The following is a 20,232-nucleotide window of genomic DNA, read 5'->3' as shown; positions in this document are numbered from 1 at the left end:
GGAGGATGCGTGATCTGATCCTTCAACTCAGCAAAAGTTCGATTTATTCAACAAAGCCCTGCCGGGTTATAAGATCGAAGGAAAACACGACGAGAACTGAAAGTACGATATTCCTGTACGCAGGCCTCCGCTCCATTTGCACTGGTCTGGTGAACATCCAGTTCGCCGGCTTCAGTAATGGGGTAATTCCTCGCAGTAGTAGCATTGGCAGTTAAAGCCTGATTAAACCGCCCGTACTGCGTACCTCTGACTGTATTCAAATCGACATTACCAAGCGTCCCTCGATATGGAACAGCACCGACTTCAATTGCGGTGGGCTTCTGAAACTCTGTGTAAATTTTTCCCCAGTCACCAAAAACGCCTTGTGGCGTAGAGCCTGCCAGCCCGATTAACGGCGCCTGGCCGCCTTGTTTTGCAATAAGGTGCACCTGAGAGCCTGAGTCATAGGCAAAACTAATCAGGGCAGCATTTCCATATGTCGGCTCCGACTGCACGCCGTAGAAGCCATTCCGCAGAGGTTTTCTGGCATCAGCAGCAGAAAGCAGAATGTCCGAACCATATCCACCTAATCCCATCCAGCCTACAACCGGCACGCGGCCAGCAGTTGCATCTGTTTTTGATGTGACGACGTCTTTAGATGCGGACGTTCCCAGCGCGTCCTTGATCTCCTTAGCGGCTTCTCTGACAGCTTTCGGTGTCGCAGCCAGCGTCTCTGACGAGCTGTCGGTTTCGCTACTGAGCTGCACAAGTCCTTTACGTGAGGTTGTCGCATCATAAACGCCTATGGCTTCGCGAGCCCCTTTTTGTGCAGCCTCCCCTCTCGCCGCTATTTCAGAAAGGTTTTTATCAATGCGCAGGAACAGACCATCTCCGGTCGCTACTTTGAGCTCTACGTTTGCCGCATCAGATACCGCAAGACGGAATTGCAGATTAACGCTGACACCGTTTTCAGGCTTTTCAATGGCAGCACAGTTCGCAACAGAATACAGTTCGCCTGCATCTGTCAGCAGGCCAACTTCCCTGACTACAAATCCACCAACGGCAACCGGAAGTACCAGCTGAGCAAAAAACTGGTTCGCCTGATCCGGAGAAACCTGTAGTGCAGAAATTGCGCTGCGATATACCTCACGCACCAGCTTCGTCTGCGCAGGATCCGGTTTAACGGCCTGCCCGTTCCCGTCCCCCACAACAAAATCTTTGATGATGACGGGCTTCCCGGTTGCAGAGGATTGCGTCTCCAGCTCCTTGCCCCGGTTTGTCAGAATGCTGTAATACTTCTCAGCCATGGTTATTCTCCGGCCTCAATAACAACGTCAATCCAGGCGGTAACAGCACCGCCGGCATAATAAGTTCCCTTCGCACCCAGATCGGCGATCACATCGATAGTGGTCAACAGGCTGCGGAGGTTTTTGGCTTTATCGACCTGGCGCCGTATGCGCTGGTAAAGTGCTTCGTCAACAGCCTGTAAGCTGTAAACCTCCACGCGGAAGGTGTAGGGATCCTTGCGCGGTGTATCCTCCCACCACTCAATCACGGTGGTCGGGAGGCTGACGGCGCTCAGCGACCGCCTGACCGCCCCGGCGGTGCCCCGGTGCTGATGGACATAAGCGGCATCCCTGATCACCTGCCTTTTTTCTTGCTCGGTCCAAGCCTCCTCCCATGAATCCACCGCGAATTCCCAGGCCAGCCATGGCAGCAAATGTGCGGGACAGGTATCAGGATTTTTCACCTTACGTACCATGTCAGTATCCAGCGCCGTGATCAGCTCAGTGCTTGCCTGTTCCTGCGCCCGTTCCGGGTGAATAGCTGAAGGTGGAAGCAGAGATCGAAATTTATCCACTCACTCCTCCTTTACGGGTGACGTTTATCGCGCTGCACCACGGGGCCTGTCCTGCTGCCGCTTCCAGATCAGCCGTCGGGCTGAGCAACTTAACTCTGGATACGCCGGGCTGCTGAAGTGCTGAGTAAATCGCGGAAAGCGGAACGATGGCATTAATACGATGGGAAAGCTGTGTGTAGCTCGTCAGCGTACTTATCGCGTTTTCCAGTACCGTCTGTGCATCCGGACCGTCTGGTATTTCGAGTTCAGCCTTAACGGTATAGCTGGCGATACTGGCACTCTTCACACTGACAAAATCGGTGAGCGGCCTGACTTCATCCGCGCTCAGTGTGTTCATGACAGTTTCAATAAGAATGAGTCCTGCCTGACCGTTCCCTGTGCGCGAGAGCACGTACACATCTACCTCGCCGGGCCGGTTATGGGTTTCAGGCCCGTAGGCGTCCGCATCCAGCACATCGTTATCCGCAGATTTGGCATGAAAGCGATAAGCGTTACGCGCGCCGGCCGTATTCAGCTGCGCCCACGAAAGCTGTATACGTTCCCGGAAAGCGTCGTCGTCTTCATAAACAGGGTCGACAGGGGGAACCGCATCCGGATCGCCGGGATTAATCACCAGACGGGAAACGTTAAAGGCCGCGCCCAGCTGGTCGAGATCGGCCCCTCTGGCACTGGCAAGGAAAACTGCGCGTACTGCGTCGTTAACCCGCTGGAACGCCAGGGTGAGCTGGTAGGCGTTGATTTCACCCTGTTTATACGCCGGGTCAGATTCCACCAGCGCATCAAATTCCGGATCCAGTTCGCGCAGGCGCGCCAGCCAGCGGGTAAAAATGTCAGCGGCATCCGGTACCACGATAGCATCCGGCACCGCCAGGGCGGACAGGTTAATTACGTCATAGCTGCTTGCCATAAATCGGTATGCCTCCGGTGCTGACAGGAAGATTGTTCTGTTTGTTAATCCCTTCGATATCCACCACACACCCCGTTTCGTCAGCAGGGAAAGAAACGACAACGCGCGTGACCTTAAGCCGGGGTTCCCAGCGTGCCAGCGCCGAGGCGGTCGCGGCGATAATGCGAAGCCTGGTCAGGTCATCACGAGGGTTATCAACCAGCGAAAACAGGTCACTGCCATAATCACGGATCAGTACACGGCTGCCGACGGGCGTGGAGAGAATATCGCTGACGGACTGGCGCAGATGATCGCTACCGGACAGGCGTTTCCCGGTCCGGCTGTTTACACCGTTCATAGTATTTTCCGTATCTGTTTGTCGGATGGCTGAGAGTTATCCGAAGTAATCCGTGCCGGTCTTATCCTTGCTGCCGGATTTTTTTGAGGATTTCGCAGGCTTGCGAATATCAACCACCAGGTTGTATGTGAAACTGAAACCCGCAGGTGTCAGGGAAAACACCAGCGACTCAACCACCCAGGCGCGATCTTCCCGTTCGCCAAAGCCGGACGTGGATACGCCAGACTCTGCCGTAAGAGGAACGTGTCTGGGTCGGCAGGGCCCCGTTACTGTCATTTTTTGTTCATTGCGGCGGGCCTGCGTTTTTTTCGCTTTGGCCTGCTGATCGGCAGTAGCTTTTACAGGCTGGGTATACGGGTTAGCCATTGAGGGACCATCATGATCAACCGTGGTGGTTTTGGTCTTCCCGTCAGCCTCATCGTAATAACGTACGCCGATTTTGCCTGAAGACTTACCACTGCTGGCGGTGGCCTTCCCTGTCGAACTGCCCCGCTCTCCTTCGCTGTAAGACCAGTTTGACACCTCTTCTGGTGTGATAATCAGAGCTGCGGTCTGTTCGCCGGACGCATTTGCCGTGGCTCCCTGACGCAGAAAGAGCCAGTATCCGCCCGACGGTTTACTGACAGCATTCCATGTTCGGGCCAGGCGCGTCAGCAGATTGGCGTCCGATTCTGCCACCTGGTCAACGTGGTCGATATGAATGTCGGCCAGCTCTGCGGCCACTTTTGGTACCAGTCCGTTTTCTTTCGCTACCGTTTTAACCAAATCCGCCAGTCGCAGGTTATCCCAGCTGCGTGTTTTCTGGCTGATCACATCACCCGGTTGTTTTTGCGCGTTCATTGGCGCAGCGGTGGCATAAATTTCGATACGACGTGGCGGGCCGCTGCTGGCCACGCCGGAAACCACGAACCAGCCCTTATCCACCAGATGATCATTAAAACCCAGCGCCACGCGAAGACGAGCGCCTTTTGTCGGAAGGGGGAGCGTTTCCGAGAGCAGGGTGATTTTCAGCTCATCTGCTTTTGCCGTGGCACCTCCGTAATCAGTCAGCGTCAGCTCTGCCAGGCATTGTTGCAGCGCACGGGTAATATCTTTTCCTTCAGCGCTGACGCTGAAAGCGGGAGCATATTCCGGTTTAACAATCTGATCTGCCATTTTTAATCCCACAGGCTGTAAGCAGAAGCCTGAACCGGCGGAGCCAGATCCGGTAAAGTGATAAACAGACCTGAAGGATAAACGGCCCCACGGTCAGCCAGTCCAGGATTCGCTTCAAGAACCTGCGTCACAATATAAGAAAGGTTCTCTGTGCCGTAATGCGTCGAGCAGATCGCATCCAGCACATCACCGTCACGGGTTTGATATGTCATCGGCATAATGTTTCAGCGTCATCGTCCAGTTTTTGTTTCGGTGGCCGCCGCCCGGCAGGAATCGGCTGGTCGTATCTGAGAAGTCGATCACCACCCACCAGCCCAGGACATCTCCTTCACCGCTGACCAGCTGCTGAGGCTGATTCTGGTCTGCCAGGTCGAAGAGATCGTTAACAGCATCCACCCCCTTGCGAAAGAAAGCATGCGATTCCCCTTCAAGCCGGACGGTTCGCCCGGGCTTGCCGGTATACTGCAATAAATCCTGCTTCCCGATCCGCTCCTGTTCGCTCCATCGCCAGCTGGCCTCGCGGGTCAGCTGGTTGTATGCCGTGGTGTCGATCGAAAAGGCAAAATCGCCCAGCATCATCATCACCCGGGCGGCCTGAGCCCCCCGAACAGCGCTGGACTGAAACTGCCCGTAGTCTTCAAAGACAGGAATAATTTCACTCACCAGATTTGTCCTCCGTCCAGCATGCTGCTGTCACCGTTAAATACCGGACTGGTTTTAGTCACCGCGACAACTTCATCCCCGATCGCCTTTTCATCCTGACCAGGTGTGCCATGTATCTCATAATGAAATTCGAAACGACGGTTGTCGGTCAGTTGTCGGGGAGGTGGCGCTTTGTCCGCAAAATCCAGCTTCTGAAGTAAAGTTTCCCAGTAACTACTTTCCACTTCACCTGACAGTTCTGCCGGTCTGTCTGAAACAGGATCAGGAGGCTGTCGGGAGTTAATCTCAGGCGGTAAGTGCAGGACGTCTGCGCTTTTATCCCTGTAACGTTCGTTACCCCTGAATAAATCCTGCGCTTTGTCAGTCCCCGGTAACGAATCGACATCAACATTCACATCCGGGATACGCTGTGCCGGGTATTTTGAATTCCCATCAGATCTTTCCTCTGCTGCTGTCCAGTTAAGGGAAGGATAAACGTCGACATTGACCACCGGCTTATCCGCGGAGATGTTGTCTGCGGATCCCTTCGGTTTTTCCGCTGCGGGCCAGACGCTACTTTTTTCAAACGAGGGAAAGGAAGGCAGTCTGTAATTATTCCAGGCGCCGGCAGTGCTGTCGGATGTTTCATGTCCCGGTTGCACAGACGTCTCCTGGTTCTGGTTCAGTGCTGAATCCCAGGAGAACGGCGCGCCGTTGCTTTCCGGCGCCACGTATTTATCGAGCGTACTGTTAAAGGTGTCATCGTCGTCGCGGAAAAATCCCCGGGTGTCCCGGTACGATTTTTTCACATCATCAGGCAGGTCCGGCTTTTCCTTCAGTTGCTGCTCAAACCATTCGCCCTGACCGTTGCGCTGCGCCGTCATGCGCGCAATATCAACCGAGCCGGTCATCGCCAGCGATTTGAGTACGTCCCGCTGATCGCTTCTCTCATCCGGTAAAAGCCAGGACAATTTTTTCGCCAGCGCGTAGGCCACTTTTCCGACGAACACAATGCCCTGGCCGAACGTCAGCACGCCGGGGTAAAGATCATTACGCAGGAAACTGACAATGCGTTTGATCCCGCCCCCCTTAAACCACTCCGCCATATCATCCGTCAGCCGGCGGATATCCGGTGCCAGCTCGTTTCCCAGCTGCCCTGAGATTTCCGCTACAGCAGAGGAGAAGACCGTGCGCAGGCTGGTGATGGCGCGGTTGCCCTCCATCGCCCCTTCAGCCCCCTCTTTCGTGACGAGGTTATAGCGCCGCTGCTCGTCCATCAGGTCACGGTAGCTTTTGCCGGACTGCTTCAGCAGCATCAGCAGTTTGCTGGCCTCGCCGCCAAACAGCGAATCCAGTGCAAACGACGCTTTCGACTCGTCCTGCATGCTGAGCGCACGCTCGACGATTTTTTCGAACTGCGCCATATCGCTGAGGCCGGCAAAATCCCTCGCCTTAAATCCCAGCGTTTCAAACGCATCCTGAAGGGAACCCTGCTTGCCGTTCTGCTTGTACTCTCCTGCCTTGTGAAGATACTCCTCGAACAGGTCGCCGATGTTCTCCCCGTTCATGTCGTACTGCTTCGCGAGCGTGTCCCAGGCATCAAACGTCGGGATATCGACGCCATAGCTTTTCGCCACGCCGGCCCGTCGGGCCGTTTCTGCATTGGTGGCCGCCGGTGCAATCAGGGTACCCAGGGCGGAAGCCACCACGCCACCGCCGCCAATCGCCAGCCCGGGAGCCACCATCCCGCCCAGCTGTCCGGCCATACCGAGCCCACGGCGAAACAGCCCTTTCCCTGCCCCCTTGAAGGCGGCCAGCCGTTGCGTCTTCTGCATCTGCTGATTCAGCTTCTGCTGTTCGGCCTCCGTCTTGCGGATTTCACGGGAGACGTCGCTGTAACGCCGTTTAAGATCGCCAAGATTTTGCCCGGCCAGCTTCGCGCGCTTAATCTCAGCCGCCAGCCTGGCCTGGTCTTTCGTCAGTTTTTCTGACTGCTTTCCGACGTCCTTCAGGCTTTTTTGCAGGCTGTTCGCTGAACGGCTCCAGGAGCTGTCGATACTGCCGCCAAAGGTAATGACGGCCTTAAGGTTCTGGCTTAATCCGGCCACGATTTACCGCCTCCACTTCGTCGGTGAGAAAATCCGAAAACACACTGAACGGCATATCCAGGTATTCCGTCATGGGAAAATGCAGGCGCTGTCCCAGAAAACGTATCGCCCGCATCAGCCCTCTTTCGGTCGCTTCTCGGGCGGGAGCATAAAAACATTAAACGCGTCCAGCAGCTGGGCATAATCTGCCGCAGTCAGTTGCCAGATATCCTGTTCGCTGAGGTTGCACAGCAGCGCAATCATGCGCGCCTCTTTTTCTTCTTCACTGCCGCGGTCTTTGGAAAAGGCAATGCGGTCACGGACCAGCGGCTCGCGCAGCGTCACCTGTTCGAGCAGGCCACCGTTCTCAAAGGAAACAGGGGAATACAGTTTGATAACGCGTGTTTCACCAGGAAAAGACATGTTGATCTCCATAAAAAAACGGCCCGCAGGCCGTTGTAAGATTGTTTGAAGTTAAAGCCGTACTTTTGCCGCCAGACCCGACAGAACATCCACGCCATTCACCCGGCGCGAGAAGCGCTCAGTATCTATCTCAAAGAGCTCGCGACCGTCTTTGGTCTGACGGTAATAGCTCACGGCGATTTCCACCGTGACGGCATTTTCGGACAGGCTGTCCTTGCCACGCGCGTCGGGAGTGACTGTCTGCACAAAGCCTTCGATCTCCTCGATGGTACCCAGCGCGGTACCGTTAGCCAGATAGCCCTGATAGGCCGTAAAGCGCGGACGGCTGCCGCTGACAAAACCGAAGGCGGTCAGCATATCCACGTCCACACCGTAAAACTTCAGCTGACAGGTGAGTGCTTCCATACCGTCATCAACGGGGGACGGCGCATCCTGTGCGCCGGTACGCAAATCCGTTTTGACAATGGACAATGCCGGCGGAGTAAATTCATGCGCCCCCTGTATGCGGATCCCCTGCCGGAAGAAGGTCCAGACGCGTAATGTGTTTTTTTCGCTCATGCTGCCAGCATCTCCTCAAGCGCATAGTTGTTATTCACCCGGACGCGCAGGCTGATAAGCTCAGTCGGCGATTTCGGACCAAAGTCATAGTTGATGTACAGCACGCCCGCCGCCATGCTCTCAGCGGTGTTAAGTTCTTCATCCAGCCAGGCGCGACCACCGAAAATGGCTCCGAGGCCGACCAGCTGGCGCATATAGGCGTTGATGGTGCCGATAATGTCGTCGGCATTCTCCCGGTCCAGCGGACGGTCAACGTATTCCAGCATCGTTTCCTGAATACTGTCCTCGATGACGTCTGCGGTTCGGCGAACCGATTCGAAGCGCCACTGTGGATCGGTACCGCACAGACGGTTGCCCCAGTGCTTAAACCCTGCCCGGCGGATGATGGTAGAGACGTTCTGCATGTTGAGCAGGTTTGCGTCGCAGTTTTCATCGCCGAGTATAAACTCGTCGATCTGTTCCACTCCGAGGATGTTATTGATGTCCTGGTTGGATTTACTCCACCACCAGCCCTTCTCAAAGTCGATTCGGGCACGCAACCCCGCCGCAAACGCAGAGTAAGGACGATAGACCAGCTGGCCGTCGGCATTGCTGACCTGTACGCGCGGGCGCAGCAGTTCGGTGCGGGTACCATAGGACTGTCTGCGCTGGACCACTTCCTGTAGTGACGCACCGGATTCGCAGTCAACATACGCCACCGCCCGCAGCTTGCCGGCAACGGTTTCCAGAGCCTTACCCACGGCATCATCCTCACTGAACCCCGGCGCGATGACGATACGGGGCTGGTAAGTTGTCACGGAGCGAGCAGATGACAGCGCGCCGATCCCGGTCAGCACCGCCGCACTCTGTTTAGCTGTATCGTTAACTTCAGCCACGCGCACCAGCACCGTCAGGGCATTTCGCTGATCATTGATTTCCATCAGGGCCTGCTTCAGCGTGCCTTTTTCACCGAGCCGGGAAAGCATCGAGGTACCGACAATCGCCACAGGGGTATTCAGCGGGAAAGGTTCATCTTCGCCGCCTGCCAGCTGCAACCGGAACGGTGTGACCACGCCACTCCCGCTTCCCGTTGCGGTGACAGCCACATCATCCACCGCGCCCACGGCAGTGGCCACTGCTGAAGGGGTTGCCGTCAGCTTGCCCGTTTCATCGCAGCCAAGCGTGATAGTCAGCGTTAATGCCTCCGCATTCCAGGCAGCAGAAGTCTCAATCGCTGCGGGATTTTCTTCATTCGGGATGCCGGCTACAGCCTCAACCACCACCACGTTTCCTGACCTGCCAGCAACTGTCGCGGAAAAATCCACAACATTATCCAGAATCGGGGTTCCTGTGCTGGCACTCGCCGGCGTTCCGGCAGAGGCATCAGGCGCAGTACCCACCAGGCCGATAATGGCCGTCTGGATCGTCGTGACCGCGACCGTACCGGATGTCAGTTCGATCGTTTCCACACCATGTAAATTCGCCATTTATTTTCTCCAGGCATAAAAAAACCTGCCGCGGCAGGTCACATTTTTTGATTGGGGGGATTCGTGGTTCCGCCGCCATCACCATTTTCTTTATGGTCATGGCCGTTGTAGGTTTCGCGGATCCCGCTCATTTTCCCGGTACCGTCCGAAATTTCCTGTGTTGCACCGATGTTTCCCTTCACATTCGTGTCGGAATTGATTTGCGTAACGCCCTGAACTGTGAGGGTGTCGGTGATTTCCACCGGACCATCAAGCGTTCCCTTTCCGATAATTTTGTAGGTCCCGCCCTCCGCCAGCGTGATGGTCAGGGCATGCGCGGCGCGGTCATACCGGATCTCGGTACCGTCACCGTAGCGGGTGATATGTTCGCTGTCGCTGCCCTCCGGTACCGGCAGACCGCCGGTATTCCAGCCGGGAAACACCCGGCCATTATTCAGCTCACCCGCCTCCGACAGCACCGTGACCGCATCCCCGACCGCATACGGATTGGAGTCAGCCCGGTTTGCCCCGGAAAAGCCCTGGCAGAGCGGCAGCCAGGTAGTGGTGATGTCGCCCAGATCCACCCGGCACTTCGGTATACCATCATGCTTAACGGAATGAATAACCCCGCGCCGCACAATATTCGCCAGGCGGCGCTGTAAATCGCCCTCGATATCACTCATCGGGTTTCGCCTCGTAAATCAGCTGATAATCGTCCACATGTGCCTGGCCGATATCCGGTGCCTTGCCCAGCCAGGCCGCTTTCAGCGGGGCATTCAGCTGTGCAAACGGATCCGCACCAAAGGCGGCTGACTGTGTGAAGGAGATCCGCCAGACCAGGTAATCATCCATGCGCGGATCAAACTCATCGCGTGACGCATCGATAAAGACGGCTGGCTCAAGACTGGTCAGGCCGAACTGCTGGCCGTCAATCCACTGCGTGATATCCGCCGCCGCCGTGCGCAGGAAAATTTCGGGTCGGCTGACGCCAGCGCCTGCCGCGTCCACCACAACGAACAAATCGCAGGACAGATTCACTTTAAGCTGCCCCTCGTTGCCGCCGCCCTGCTCCCAGCCGTTTATGGAGAAATAGACCGCCGGGGTGGTCAGCCCTGTAAAACGGGGGACATTTTTTTCAGGGTAGGCATCGGCGTCACGCACCCACGCAATTTTTCTCAGCGCGCCGGTGACAGCATCGTGATACTGCCCCAGCAGTAATGGCTCGGCCATAGTCAACCTCAGACAGAAATACGGGCTTTCACACGCCCGCGCAGATCGGTTTCAAAGTGATGCATAAAAATCTCCATCGCCTCCGCAAAGGCGTTATCTTCGATGTAGTTCAGCATCGGCTCATAAATATCGACTTCCGCTTCGCAGGTACGACGGGTATCCGGATCGCGAATAACCACCGTCCGGCGGTTTTCACGGCGGGAGCGCGCCACTTCCCCGTTTTCAAATGTGCGCGGGGATAGCAGGCTGCCCTTTGGGGTGAATCCGGCGTTTACTGCCTGGCGCCGTGCCTTTATATACCGCCCGGTGGATTTATCCCGTCGGGTATGGTGAGGCCTGACCCGCCCGTTAATCCTGCCTTTCAGGTCTTTTACCTTGATGGCATTGAGACCAAACCAGAGACGAAAATTATCCAGCTGTGACTGAGAAGCGCGATCAAGACGAAAGGAAAGCAGACGCCGGCGCACCAGATCCAGGCTGCGCGGCGCCAGCCCGTCTTTCAGGTCAGCCATCGCTTTTTTACGCAAGGTGGCGGCGGTACGTTTCAGCGCACGGGAATACGCTGCCCGAAACTGTTTATGGGTGGCACCGATGTGCTCCGCTATCCGCCAGATGGCATCCACATCGATATCGACGGGCAAATCCCGCCGCAGTCTGGACTCACGCGCCATATCAGCTCCACTTATTGATGTCCGGCTGCACCTTACCCGGTGCGCCATACGCCAGCGTGACGCGGGTGCGGCCTTCTTCATCAGCGCCAATGTGCGTCACACGATAAGCCGTGCCGTTGATCTCCACGCCGTGGTGCTTCTCAAGCCCCACGATATCAGCGGTCATCGCGCTGAAGGCCGGAGAGCGATCCTGAATTTGCCCCCCGCCGGGCACGTCAACCGGGACATCAGGCGTCTCGAAAATCACAGTAACAGGACGCAACTCAGCGCCGACAGACAGGACAGCAGGCACCTCTTCGGCAAATGCCCGGGATATCCGGGCATCCGCGTTTAACAGGCGTTGCCGAAAGCGGTTCATCAGTAACCAAGCCGGACCGGAACAGAATCCGCATCCGCCGCCGCCTCAGCCCAGGCCGTGCCCGCCAGAGGATTCGGAGCCGCTGCCTCACCCGCTTCCGCAGTCAGTTTACCGTCTGCCAGATAGAGCTTCTGGCCGACAGTAACCGCTTCCGCTGCCTTTGGCAGGACGAACACCCCCGTGGTATGCAGCACCCCCCACAACCCTGCCGGAATGTCGTCGTGAGCAACGCCCACCAGCGCACCTGAAAGCACGGCGTCACCCGAATGAATATCGGTCGCACCGGTATTCTGAAAATCAAGGGTTTTGCCATCCTGCTGATAATTTTTCGCCATTTTTCTCTCCAGACAAAAAAGGAGCAGCACGCGCCGCCCCGTAATAAAAAACCGTCAGATGACGGTCGTTATTTTTTGGTGACTTTAACCATGCCGCGCCAGTCAAGCGGTGCCACCCCGGCATCGATGCGTACCTTGAACGCGGCACCGTCAACGGTGAAGCCCTGCTGCTGCTCAAGGTATGGCGTATCAATACCGTCCAGATACGCCACCTCAATGGTGTCGCGCCCCTGTGCGGCGGTCAGGTAGTAATCCGTCGGGCTGCTGTCATCGAGGCGAGCTTCAGAGGACACCGTCACAAAGTTCTGGATCGGGTTAACGATACCGCTGTTCGCGTCCGCGCCCGGTACGCTTGCAGATTTGATCAGCTGGTTAGCGCGGGACTCGATGGCCACTGGCGTCAGCATGTAGGCCGGGCGAATATTCAGACGGCGGTCGCCTGATTTTTGCAGCAGCATCGCCTTACGCGCCGTATCCAGGCCTTCGATACTCAGATCGGCGGAGACCAGGTTGCCATGATCGGCGTGGAACAGCGGCTTGCCGTCGGACATTTTTGGGTTGCTGGTCAGAACTGCCCACACCAGATCGCCCACGGTGGCACGCGCGGCAAGGCCCATTGCCTGCGGGATACGGGTCAGCATGTCCAGGTCATCATTGATGATGGTCTGGCGGTCAATGCTGAAAAGTTCGCCGTAGGTCGCAAGCGCAATCGGCTCGCCGCGATCTTTGATGGTGACATATTTATATTCCGCCCCGGCACGGACCTTGCGAAGCGATGCAAGTGATTCCAGACCGACGCGGTGCGCGGTTTTGAAATCAGTCAGGGTGCCTTTACGGGTCCACTGTTCGAATGATTCAGTGGCCTCGTCCCAGCCCATCAGTGCCGCCTTGTGCGCCACATCCATCAGGATATTGCCGAAATCGCTGCTGCTGTGGGTAAACGCAAGGCCGACCATCGCCTGTGCTGTCCCTGCACCTGAAATACCGATCCCGCGATCCACAAGGGAAGCTCGCGCCAGTTCACGCAGGGTATAACCGTTGTAGGCGTTATCTTTTTCAGCCTGCGCATAGCCCGCGCGGCTCATTACCGCAGCACGGATGGAGTCACCGACCAGATTGCCGTTTCCGGCATAAAGATGAATAGCACCCGGACCGGCACTCGGCGTAGTTCCTGCCGCCAGCGCCTGGAGGAGTCTGTCTCGGGCTTTTTCCGCCGTGCAGGAGAAGTCGGCCAGACATTCCGCCTTCAGTGTTGCGAAGGTCGGGAACGCCTCAAAAACAGCGGAAACCGTGTTCACGCGTTCAGCGTTTGCCGTCTGCATCTGCTGTTGCAGCTGCTGGGCCAGCGCAGTGATATCGATATTAGTCATCTGCTGCGCGGGCTGTTGTGGCGCTGGCGGGTTCAGGTTCGTCTGTACCGGCGCGGGCTGCTGTGGCTGATTCACCGGAGCTTCGGCGCGCGGCGCAAAAAGAGATTTAATCTGTTCTGGCATGTTCTGGTAATCCTTCAGTTTATTTTCATTCACACAGGCCGCAGCCTGTAGTTCAGGTTCAAGCGTGTCAGCGAAACCTTTCTCCACTGCCTCGGCCCCGTTAAGCCAGGTCTCCGCTTTCAGCATTGCTTCCAGTTCCTCCTGCCCCAGTCCGGTTTTATTCATATAGGCGCTGAGCATCAGGGCTTCGTTACGATCAAGCCACGCGGCATAATCGCGCATGTCATCAGAATCCCCGGCGATCCCGCCCCACGGTTTGTGGACCATGATCCAGGCGTTTTCCGGCATGTGCACCGTGGCGCCGGGCAGGCAGACAATCATCGAGGCCATGCTGGCAGCCACCCCGTCCACCCAGATATCCACTTTCGCTTTCAGCCGCGACAGGGTGTTGTAGATGGCAAATCCCTGCATGACATCGCCGCCGGGGCTGTGGATATGTAAATCCACCGCGCTGGCGTCAAACACCCCGGCTTCTTTACAGTCCGCGACGAACTGCTGGGCTGTGATGCCCCAGCCGCCGATCACGTCATAGAGGAAAATTTCGACGCGCCCGGCAGACAGCGCGCGGATTTCGTACCAGCACTGACCGTTTGCCGCATCGACACCCGCCAGGCTGGCGCGGGGGTTAATCATCATCGTCCGGCTCGCGCCGATCGTCTTTTGGTTTTGCCGTTGCATCTGGCATCGCTCCTTTGTCGTTGGCGGCGTCGGAATCAAACACCAGCCCGTGTTGACGGTTAAACTCGGTTTCACGCAGTCGCTGGCGTTTAACCTCCTGCGGGTTTTTACCCCGCGCCCGTGCCCATTCCGCTTCGGTACCAGCACCGCCACGAACAATGGCTTTCCAGGCATTAGCCTCTTTACCCGGATCAATCCAAGGCATCACCGGGCCAAGATAAAGCGCGTTATAGAGAGAATTCGGATCCACATCCGGCGGCACTTCAACGCCGCTCAGCAACGCCATCGCCAGCCATGCGCGGTAAACGGGCCGGCTGTGCTGGCCGACAAACCACTGTTGCAGGACGTTGTACCCTTCGAAGCTCTCCACCAGCTCCTGACGCTGGGAGCTGTAGGTGCCGTTATAGTCCCGGGCAATGCTGGAATAGCTGCCGCGCGTGCCTGCGGCCACGGCCCGCATCTGTCCGTTTCGGAATTCATAGAGGTGAACATTCGGGCGATTTGATTCCACCATGCCCAGGTCTTCACCCGGGCGCAGGTCGTCGTAAATCATGCCCGGGGCGATATCGTAATGACGCTGGCCGCCGGGAGGTGAAAACTCCCCGTCTTCACCAAGAGACTGCGCATCTCCGCGCTTGATATAGAACCCCAGCGCAGCGGCAATACGGGCGGCAACGCGTTCACTCTCTTCATAATCCTTGATGTCAGAAAGACGGGTAATGACTCCGTGGATCAGGCTGATACCGCGCAGCTGGTGCAGACGCTTGCGCTGCGCAAGGTGAAGCATGTTTTCAGCTGAGACGGTTTTAAGTTCAGCGCTGAACCGCGTCATATTTGCCGGGTGGTACTTGTAAACGCGGTAGCCGACGGGACGTCCCCAGTTGTTAACGATGATGCCCTGGCGAACCTGCTGGCCGGCGATGCTGTTAAGGTTGAACGGAACAAAATCCGCCTCCAGCATTTCCAGCGAGAACGGTACGGAGGTGGAATGTTGCAGACCCGGCACATTCCCCCTGACCAGTTGAGTGAACACTTCCCCGTCACGCAGTGCTGAACGCAGCAGCAGGCGTTCGGCTTCCGGGCGGGTGAACATGCCAGTCACCTCAGGACGCACGGACCATTCAGCCCAGAGCGCCGAAAGTTTCCCGGCGAAATCGGAATGAAGATTCCCCTCCAGATCGAGGGGCTGAGGCTCAACATGGATCCCGTGGGCACCAATCACCCGGTCTTCCATTTTGTCGAACAGGCCGATCACCAGATCATGGTTTTCATCAAGCCACCGGGCCTGTTCCCGCAGGGACTGACCTGCTGCAAACACAGAGGTGTCCGCCGACTGGCTTTGCTTTTTCGCCTTGTGCAACCGTGACGGATTTGCCGCTTCATACGCATTAAGCCGGAGTCGATCCCGCTCGCGTGCCGCGGCCCACCCGGGGGAAATTGCCCTCAGTGTTCTTTCAAGAATGCCCATAGAACGCCTTACAGAAAGTTAGCTAGTTTGTACGAACCACCACGGCTGTAGACCGCGCGCCAGCGACGCTCCCAGTATTCAAGCTCATCGCGGAGCGCTTTCGGATCGTGGTTAGTGATGGCGCGACCGTTAACGCCGGTGAAAGAAATACTCTTGCCGTCCAGCGAGTCCTGGTAGGCCTGGCGCACCATCACCAGCGTTCTCCAGATGTCGTCTTTCTTCACAGCCAGCCTCCTCCCCTACCGGAAGAACCCAGCCAGCCGCCGGAAAGCGTGTTTTCTTTCTCAGGTTCAGCCTTGACTTGTGGCTGAACGGTTTTGTTTTTTTTCACGGTTATCTCCCTGGGGCGCTCCCCTTCATGAATATTTGGGTTGAGATCCTGCGGCTCAGCCCATGCAGGAGGTTTTTCCCAGTCGCGAATTTTTTCGTAGCCGCGCAGAACCGCGACGGCGTGGGCATAGCAGAACAGGTCAAAGGCTTCGTTGGCGCCCTTGCCTGGCTTACGCCATTTGCCATCCACGCCGCGCTCTTCGTAGGTCAGTTCCTCGTAGAACCACTCCCCCAGCCAGTCGGGAAAATGGATATAGCCTGCTCCGGGAGTCTCACGATCAAGGTTATTGCTGAGCTGATCCTTGAGCAGGTCGGTTTGCAGCAGATACACCGGCACCTCGCCACGCGCATCAGCGCGACGGTCACTGCGTTCGGTATTATTCGGGTGAGTTTTGGTAATAATTTTCTGGCGTTTTGTGCTGTCGCCCTTGATCAGATAGACACGTTTACCCAGACCATCCCGGCGACACTGGCGCCAGAATTTATAGGCATTATCTGTCACCCCTTCCTCACCGCCGCTGTCGACGGCCATAGCCAGCACCGGCATACGCCGCGTCGGATCGGACTGAAGTACGTAAGTTTTTTCCAGCACATCGGAGACCAGCAGCTGCCAGTCCTCCGGATACGCGCCGGGGTGGACTGGCTCCGCCTCGCCATGTTCATTGCAGCGCAGGGACTGGCGGATGTTGTAGCGATCCACCAGCCAGCGTTCACCGTTTTCGCCATAACCAATTATCTGCACGACGAAACGGCGCTTTTTCCCGCCCTGAACGTCGACGGCTGCCAGCAGGAAACGCACCTTCGGCGGAACCAGGCGTTTACCGTAATCCTCCGCACGCTGCATCAGCACATCGGCGCGTCGCTGTTCGCTGGCCGAGCGCGGCAGGTATGGCAGCCCCCAGTCGGTGTTGATAACCGCCTTGAGGGTTTCTTCGCTGCCGGTAGCCTCATACTCCTGCTCAGCCGTAAGCAGTTTGTACACCAGCTGCGCCCAGGTCTGGTACGCGGCTGCGGGCCCCTCCATCCAGAACGACGCTATGCGCGAGCGTCGCGGCTCACCGGAAATCTTGCCGTCCCGGTCAATACTCTGACCTTCACGCAACCAGACACCCACCCCGTTAAGCTCGCGCTTTTTATCTGCGGTGATAATGGTGCTGCAATGCGGACAAAGCAGATGAGCCGACTCACTGGCTTTTACCGGATCAGGTTCATCACGGTATCCGGTCATCGCCTCCATCGCAGGCTGAAAATATTCACCACAATGCGGGCACGGCCAGTACCAGCGACGGCGATCTCCACGGTTGTACAACGAAAGCGCGCCTGTAGTTGGTGGTGCTTCATGGGGAGATTTTCGGCGCCATTTGCTGTCGCGAATGTCCCGGCCTGGCGAACACTCCACCAGAGTCATCCCGGCGGACATAAAGGTGGTGGTACGCTTGGAAGCCAGGGTAAAACCGTCACCCTCGCCATCGATGTCCTCAGGGAAGCGGTCATAATCGGTGAGCGCTACACATTTGAAATCTGACGAGGACATGATGTTGATGGAAGGCCAGCCAATCTTGAGATAGTTGCCCGCCAGAAAAGTACGATCATGCACGTTGTTGTCGTTTCGCAACGGGCTCAGGCGTTTCGCCACTTCAGGACTGACACGAAACGTTCTCGCCAGACGTTTTTTAGAGTGCTCACGCGCTTTCTCTTCGGTCATCTGAACGACGAGCATATCGGACGGGTCACAGACAATGTTGTATACAACCCAGCCATCCACCAGGCCGATCGTTTTCCCCGTACGTGCCGGTCCAACAAACACCACTGCATCGTATTCACGCATCGCGAGGCAGTTCATCGGCTCTATCACATAGGGAGCGACAGCAGGATCCCACGGTACCGAGTTACCGGCCCCCATAGGTACGCGCATAAATTTTTGAACCGCCTCAGCCACAGGCATACGGCGCGGGGCTTTGAGAATGGCGGAAGCGTTACGCCTGACTTCCGCTGCCGTGGCCTGTCGCATGATTTACTCCTCTTCTGGCATTTCCTCCTGTTCTGGTGAGTCGGCCTGCTCAACTTTGAGGGCTATCTGGTCACGCAGATCGTCAATAACCTGCTGCACCCTGACAACTGCGGAAGGGGTCATGGCGCAGTCTCGTTCAAGGATGTCGGGTAACGTCTCCAGCACCTGAACCATTGCTTTTGCCATGGAGGAAAATTCTCTGGTGACTTCTGACGCCGGGATCAGCTCCCCTGTTTCCTGCTGAAACTTGAGCCTTTCACGCTCCGACTGAAACCAGGCTTTACGATCGGGGGGAAGCATTTTGTCGACGTCCACCAGCTCCGACGGTGTGGTACTCGTCAGCAACTCCCTGAGGATATCGGTGATGGCATAAAGCTTAAGTTTTGGATTGCTGCCCGGTGCCGGCTGAACATTTGCAAGCTTGCTCGCGACCGTCTGGCGGTGCAGATCGGTAATGGCTGCCAGCTGCGTGATATTCAGCCGGAAATTTTTGAGTTCGTTATCCATGATGGTGAACAAAAAATAGTCATTTCGACATCCTGCTAATGATCAGGACTGAAATATCAAGAGGTTAAACAGATGATGATGAAACCCATAAAATGCAAAAAACTAGCCGTTTCCCGCGTGTCCTCGCCCCCTCGGTGTCCATAATCGATAGGAGGACCCGCGCAAATGGCAGAAATTATCAACAAAAAACCCCGCATTAGCGGGGTCTGGAATTGCTATACTATATATTTGGAATTAGAGCGGGGTATATTTTTCCTTAAGCTCTTTACCCCAATGTCTAAGAGTACGCGACCTTCTGGCAATAGTGTCTTTACTTAATGAGTTGCACTGTTCAAGTAAAAATTCCTCAGCTGTATCAGGATCTATTTGGGATAAATTCTCAACTTCGGACCAGTTAATCCAAGCCCAACCAATATGACTCACCTCAAAGCATCTCGCAGCAATTTTATATTGGTTCTCTTGTCCAGATTGAATTAATTTTTGCCCCATCGCAGTTACATGGCCATTAGCATTCAGCAATCCTAAAACTTTTGCAGCATGAAGGTAATAATAGACGTGTCTTTCTTGCAAACCTGTATTCTCTACGGTACAAGGCTCACCACTCCATTTGACTTCAACAACTTTAAAAACCTTTTCTAAAGTATCTGCCTGCGGAATTTGATGTCCACTAACTGCAAGAGCAGACATCCTACTTATTACCCTAAGATAGAACTCGGCTCCTGCTTTAGTCAGCAGAAATACAACCTCACCAGTCTGATTGCTTTTTAATTCCATATTTGTTCCAGTCGATACAATTGACTGTAGCAAATCAGAAAAGGCTTGGATGTCTATCCCTTTGTTTTGTATGAAATCAACTATATCAGCACGACGCTCAATAAGAGCGCTCAAATCACGTAAAATCTCTTCATAGGCGTTCAGCTTTTCAGCTTGGAATGAAAGAATGAACGAACCAGGACGAGCATCAACTGGACGTAGCTTATCTTTGAGACCGCTAAACTCCAGCAAACTATCATATAACGCACTAAAGCTATCACACACATTAGAAACGTGACTTAGCACCAAATTTCCAGCGCTTTTCTTTGAGCTTTTTTCTAAATGAATCTCATGTGTTGAATATTTAATTGCTTCACCGATTCGACCATTTTCTAAGACAGGAACCACAGAGCTAATAAACAGCCCCTGAGCTGGCAAAGCATTATCATAGATGGCATCTACACTTTTAACATTCCATGTAGGCGCAACTTCCCGATCATAAGGGGCGCGTACTTCATAGTAAAATGATTGTTCCTGATCAATTAAAACTGAACGCAAATCAATTCTTTTTCTTTCAATCAACTCCAATCGCGTTGGAGATACAGGGATAACATACCAGCTATCGGCGTCCTCGTCTTCACCAATCCAATAAACAACAAATAATGAATTAACTTCATTTTCTGCTGAAAAGAAACGCGGTTCTTCGAAAAACTCATACACCCTTTTATAGCGCAGAGTCCCCATCATTGTATTAGGCAGAAAAACGTTACTCATGCGCCTTCTCCTAAACAAGCAAAATGCTCATGGATACAACTATTTACCTTAAGCCATATTGTATAGTGAGCAGGATCCGCAAAAGTCTTTTTCATGACCCCCATGAATGGCATGACGTTACCTTTAGCGACGGTACGATCACCTAACGCCGCTGGAAACTTAGCCTTTGCATCGACTTTGTTGAATAAATCGAACTTTTGCTGAGTTGAAGGATCAGATCACGCATCTTC

Annotated in this window: 22 protein-coding genes; all 22 read right to left on the bottom strand. The window is 55.3% G+C overall.

Annotation, left to right across the window (positions count from 1 at the left end; translation table 11 throughout):
* Nucleotides 1-47: 47 nt before the first annotated feature.
* A complete protein-coding gene (locus ACOTX7_RS22395; protein WP_421626163.1) occupies nt 48-1,286 on the bottom strand; it encodes a phage tail protein in 1,239 nt (412 codons plus the stop codon).
* A gap of 2 nt (nt 1,287-1,288) precedes the next feature.
* Complete coding sequence (locus ACOTX7_RS22390) at nt 1,289-1,840, bottom strand: phage tail protein I (protein ID WP_048208486.1); 552 nt, start codon at nt 1,838-1,840, stop codon at nt 1,289-1,291.
* Nucleotides 1,833-2,747, bottom strand: coding sequence for a baseplate assembly protein (locus tag ACOTX7_RS22385; RefSeq protein ID WP_048208484.1), 915 nt, complete (start codon nt 2,745-2,747; stop codon nt 1,833-1,835). Before ACOTX7_RS22385 ends, ACOTX7_RS22390 begins: the two co-directional genes overlap by 8 nt.
* Entirely contained in the window at nt 2,731-3,084 is a 354-nt protein-coding gene (locus tag ACOTX7_RS22380) for a GPW/gp25 family protein (protein WP_048208482.1), read from the bottom strand. Before ACOTX7_RS22380 ends, ACOTX7_RS22385 begins: the two co-directional genes overlap by 17 nt.
* 36 nt (nt 3,085-3,120) lie before the next feature.
* Nucleotides 3,121-4,239: a contractile injection system protein, VgrG/Pvc8 family gene (locus ACOTX7_RS22375; protein WP_126501247.1), complete on the bottom strand. Its 1,119-nt coding sequence runs from the start codon at nt 4,237-4,239 to the stop codon at nt 3,121-3,123.
* 2 nt (nt 4,240-4,241) lie between these two features.
* Nucleotides 4,242-4,451, bottom strand: a complete 210-nt coding sequence (locus ACOTX7_RS22370) for a tail protein X (protein WP_048208479.1) — start codon at nt 4,449-4,451, stop codon at nt 4,242-4,244.
* Nucleotides 4,432-4,893, bottom strand: coding sequence for a phage tail protein (locus tag ACOTX7_RS22365; RefSeq protein WP_369794028.1), 462 nt, complete (start codon nt 4,891-4,893; stop codon nt 4,432-4,434). Before ACOTX7_RS22365 ends, ACOTX7_RS22370 begins: the two co-directional genes overlap by 20 nt.
* Nucleotides 4,894-4,898: 5 nt before the next feature.
* On the bottom strand, nt 4,899-6,989 hold the full coding sequence (locus ACOTX7_RS22360; RefSeq protein ID WP_226868920.1) for a hypothetical protein: 2,091 nt from the start codon (nt 6,987-6,989) through the stop codon (nt 4,899-4,901).
* 114 nt (nt 6,990-7,103) lie between these two features.
* The gene (locus ACOTX7_RS22355; protein WP_023299869.1) at nt 7,104-7,391 is read right to left on the bottom strand and encodes a phage tail assembly protein; all 288 of its coding nucleotides are present in this window, start codon (nt 7,389-7,391) and stop codon (nt 7,104-7,106) included.
* 51 nt (nt 7,392-7,442) lie between these two features.
* Nucleotides 7,443-7,949 carry a phage major tail tube protein gene (locus ACOTX7_RS22350; RefSeq protein ID WP_023299868.1) on the bottom strand — a complete coding sequence of 169 codons (507 nt, stop codon included), beginning with the start codon at nt 7,947-7,949 and terminating at the stop codon, nt 7,443-7,445.
* Nucleotides 7,946-9,415: a phage tail sheath family protein gene (locus tag ACOTX7_RS22345; RefSeq protein WP_180251428.1), complete on the bottom strand. Its 1,470-nt coding sequence runs from the start codon at nt 9,413-9,415 to the stop codon at nt 7,946-7,948. Before ACOTX7_RS22345 ends, ACOTX7_RS22350 begins: the two co-directional genes overlap by 4 nt.
* Nucleotides 9,416-9,453: 38 nt before the next feature.
* Complete coding sequence (locus ACOTX7_RS22340) at nt 9,454-10,077, bottom strand: phage baseplate assembly protein V (protein WP_032619493.1); 624 nt, start codon at nt 10,075-10,077, stop codon at nt 9,454-9,456.
* A complete protein-coding gene (locus tag ACOTX7_RS22335; RefSeq protein WP_047353906.1) occupies nt 10,070-10,624 on the bottom strand; it encodes a hypothetical protein in 555 nt (184 codons plus the stop codon). The genes ACOTX7_RS22340 and ACOTX7_RS22335 overlap by 8 nt, the downstream gene beginning before the upstream one ends.
* 8 nt (nt 10,625-10,632) lie before the next feature.
* Complete coding sequence (locus ACOTX7_RS22330) at nt 10,633-11,295, bottom strand: hypothetical protein (protein ID WP_421626162.1); 663 nt, start codon at nt 11,293-11,295, stop codon at nt 10,633-10,635.
* A gap of 1 nt (nt 11,296) precedes the next feature.
* Nucleotides 11,297-11,653 carry a head-tail joining protein gene (locus ACOTX7_RS22325; protein ID WP_048208474.1) on the bottom strand — a complete coding sequence of 119 codons (357 nt, stop codon included), beginning with the start codon at nt 11,651-11,653 and terminating at the stop codon, nt 11,297-11,299.
* On the bottom strand, nt 11,653-11,988 hold the full coding sequence (locus ACOTX7_RS22320; RefSeq protein ID WP_045348835.1) for a DUF2190 family protein: 336 nt from the start codon (nt 11,986-11,988) through the stop codon (nt 11,653-11,655). Before ACOTX7_RS22320 ends, ACOTX7_RS22325 begins: the two co-directional genes overlap by 1 nt.
* A gap of 68 nt (nt 11,989-12,056) precedes the next feature.
* A complete protein-coding gene (locus ACOTX7_RS22315) occupies nt 12,057-14,159 on the bottom strand; it encodes a ClpP-like prohead protease/major capsid protein fusion protein (protein WP_369794020.1) in 2,103 nt (700 codons plus the stop codon).
* Nucleotides 14,107-15,627: a phage portal protein gene (locus ACOTX7_RS22310; protein WP_048208472.1), complete on the bottom strand. Its 1,521-nt coding sequence runs from the start codon at nt 15,625-15,627 to the stop codon at nt 14,107-14,109. The genes ACOTX7_RS22315 and ACOTX7_RS22310 overlap by 53 nt, the downstream gene beginning before the upstream one ends.
* An 8-nt stretch (nt 15,628-15,635) precedes the next feature.
* Nucleotides 15,636-15,851, bottom strand: a complete 216-nt coding sequence (locus ACOTX7_RS22305; RefSeq protein WP_048208470.1) for a hypothetical protein — start codon at nt 15,849-15,851, stop codon at nt 15,636-15,638.
* On the bottom strand, nt 15,848-17,968 hold the full coding sequence (locus tag ACOTX7_RS22300) for a phage terminase large subunit family protein (RefSeq protein ID WP_421626161.1): 2,121 nt from the start codon (nt 17,966-17,968) through the stop codon (nt 15,848-15,850). The genes ACOTX7_RS22305 and ACOTX7_RS22300 overlap by 4 nt, the downstream gene beginning before the upstream one ends.
* A 3-nt stretch (nt 17,969-17,971) precedes the next feature.
* Nucleotides 17,972-18,475, bottom strand: a complete 504-nt coding sequence (locus ACOTX7_RS22295; RefSeq protein WP_023299857.1) for a DUF1441 family protein — start codon at nt 18,473-18,475, stop codon at nt 17,972-17,974.
* Between the two features lie 234 nt (nt 18,476-18,709).
* A complete protein-coding gene (locus tag ACOTX7_RS22290) occupies nt 18,710-20,002 on the bottom strand; it encodes a DUF6575 domain-containing protein (protein ID WP_048229444.1) in 1,293 nt (430 codons plus the stop codon).
* Between the last annotated feature and the right edge of the window lie 230 nt (nt 20,003-20,232).

The organism is Enterobacter cloacae complex sp. IR5418 (assembly GCF_049238105.1).
GTDB lineage: Bacteria > Pseudomonadota > Gammaproteobacteria > Enterobacterales > Enterobacteriaceae > Enterobacter > Enterobacter hormaechei.
Note: the sequence above shows the minus strand (reverse complement) of the source record. Positions and strands in the feature narration are given on the sequence as shown.

Excerpts from the sequence above, each read along its gene's own strand:
- ACOTX7_RS22315 (WP_369794020.1), bottom strand. The coding sequence starts at position 14,159 with ATGCAACGGCAAAACCAAAAGACGATCGGCGCGAGCCGGACGATGATG.
- ACOTX7_RS22340 (WP_032619493.1), bottom strand. The coding sequence starts at position 10,077 with ATGAGTGATATCGAGGGCGATTTACAGCGCCGCCTGGCGAATATTGTG.
- ACOTX7_RS22380 (WP_048208482.1), bottom strand. The coding sequence starts at position 3,084 with ATGAACGGTGTAAACAGCCGGACCGGGAAACGCCTGTCCGGTAGCGAT.
- ACOTX7_RS22320 (WP_045348835.1), bottom strand. The coding sequence starts at position 11,988 with ATGGCGAAAAATTATCAGCAGGATGGCAAAACCCTTGATTTTCAGAAT.
- ACOTX7_RS22375 (WP_126501247.1), bottom strand. The coding sequence starts at position 4,239 with ATGGCAGATCAGATTGTTAAACCGGAATATGCTCCCGCTTTCAGCGTC.
- ACOTX7_RS22345 (WP_180251428.1), bottom strand. The coding sequence starts at position 9,415 with ATGGCGAATTTACATGGTGTGGAAACGATCGAACTGACATCCGGTACG.
- ACOTX7_RS22310 (WP_048208472.1), bottom strand. The coding sequence starts at position 15,627 with ATGGGCATTCTTGAAAGAACACTGAGGGCAATTTCCCCCGGGTGGGCC.
- ACOTX7_RS22395 (WP_421626163.1), bottom strand. The coding sequence starts at position 1,286 with ATGGCTGAGAAGTATTACAGCATTCTGACAAACCGGGGCAAGGAGCTG.
- ACOTX7_RS22370 (WP_048208479.1), bottom strand. The coding sequence starts at position 4,451 with ATGACATATCAAACCCGTGACGGTGATGTGCTGGATGCGATCTGCTCG.
- ACOTX7_RS22350 (WP_023299868.1), bottom strand. The coding sequence starts at position 7,949 with ATGAGCGAAAAAAACACATTACGCGTCTGGACCTTCTTCCGGCAGGGG.
- ACOTX7_RS22385 (WP_048208484.1), bottom strand. The coding sequence starts at position 2,747 with ATGGCAAGCAGCTATGACGTAATTAACCTGTCCGCCCTGGCGGTGCCG.
- ACOTX7_RS22355 (WP_023299869.1), bottom strand. The coding sequence starts at position 7,391 with ATGTCTTTTCCTGGTGAAACACGCGTTATCAAACTGTATTCCCCTGTT.
- ACOTX7_RS22295 (WP_023299857.1), bottom strand. The coding sequence starts at position 18,475 with ATGGATAACGAACTCAAAAATTTCCGGCTGAATATCACGCAGCTGGCA.
- ACOTX7_RS22300 (WP_421626161.1), bottom strand. The coding sequence starts at position 17,968 with ATGCGACAGGCCACGGCAGCGGAAGTCAGGCGTAACGCTTCCGCCATT.
- ACOTX7_RS22325 (WP_048208474.1), bottom strand. The coding sequence starts at position 11,653 with ATGAACCGCTTTCGGCAACGCCTGTTAAACGCGGATGCCCGGATATCC.
- ACOTX7_RS22290 (WP_048229444.1), bottom strand. The coding sequence starts at position 20,002 with ATGAGTAACGTTTTTCTGCCTAATACAATGATGGGGACTCTGCGCTAT.
- ACOTX7_RS22335 (WP_047353906.1), bottom strand. The coding sequence starts at position 10,624 with ATGGCCGAGCCATTACTGCTGGGGCAGTATCACGATGCTGTCACCGGC.
- ACOTX7_RS22330 (WP_421626162.1), bottom strand. The coding sequence starts at position 11,295 with ATGGCGCGTGAGTCCAGACTGCGGCGGGATTTGCCCGTCGATATCGAT.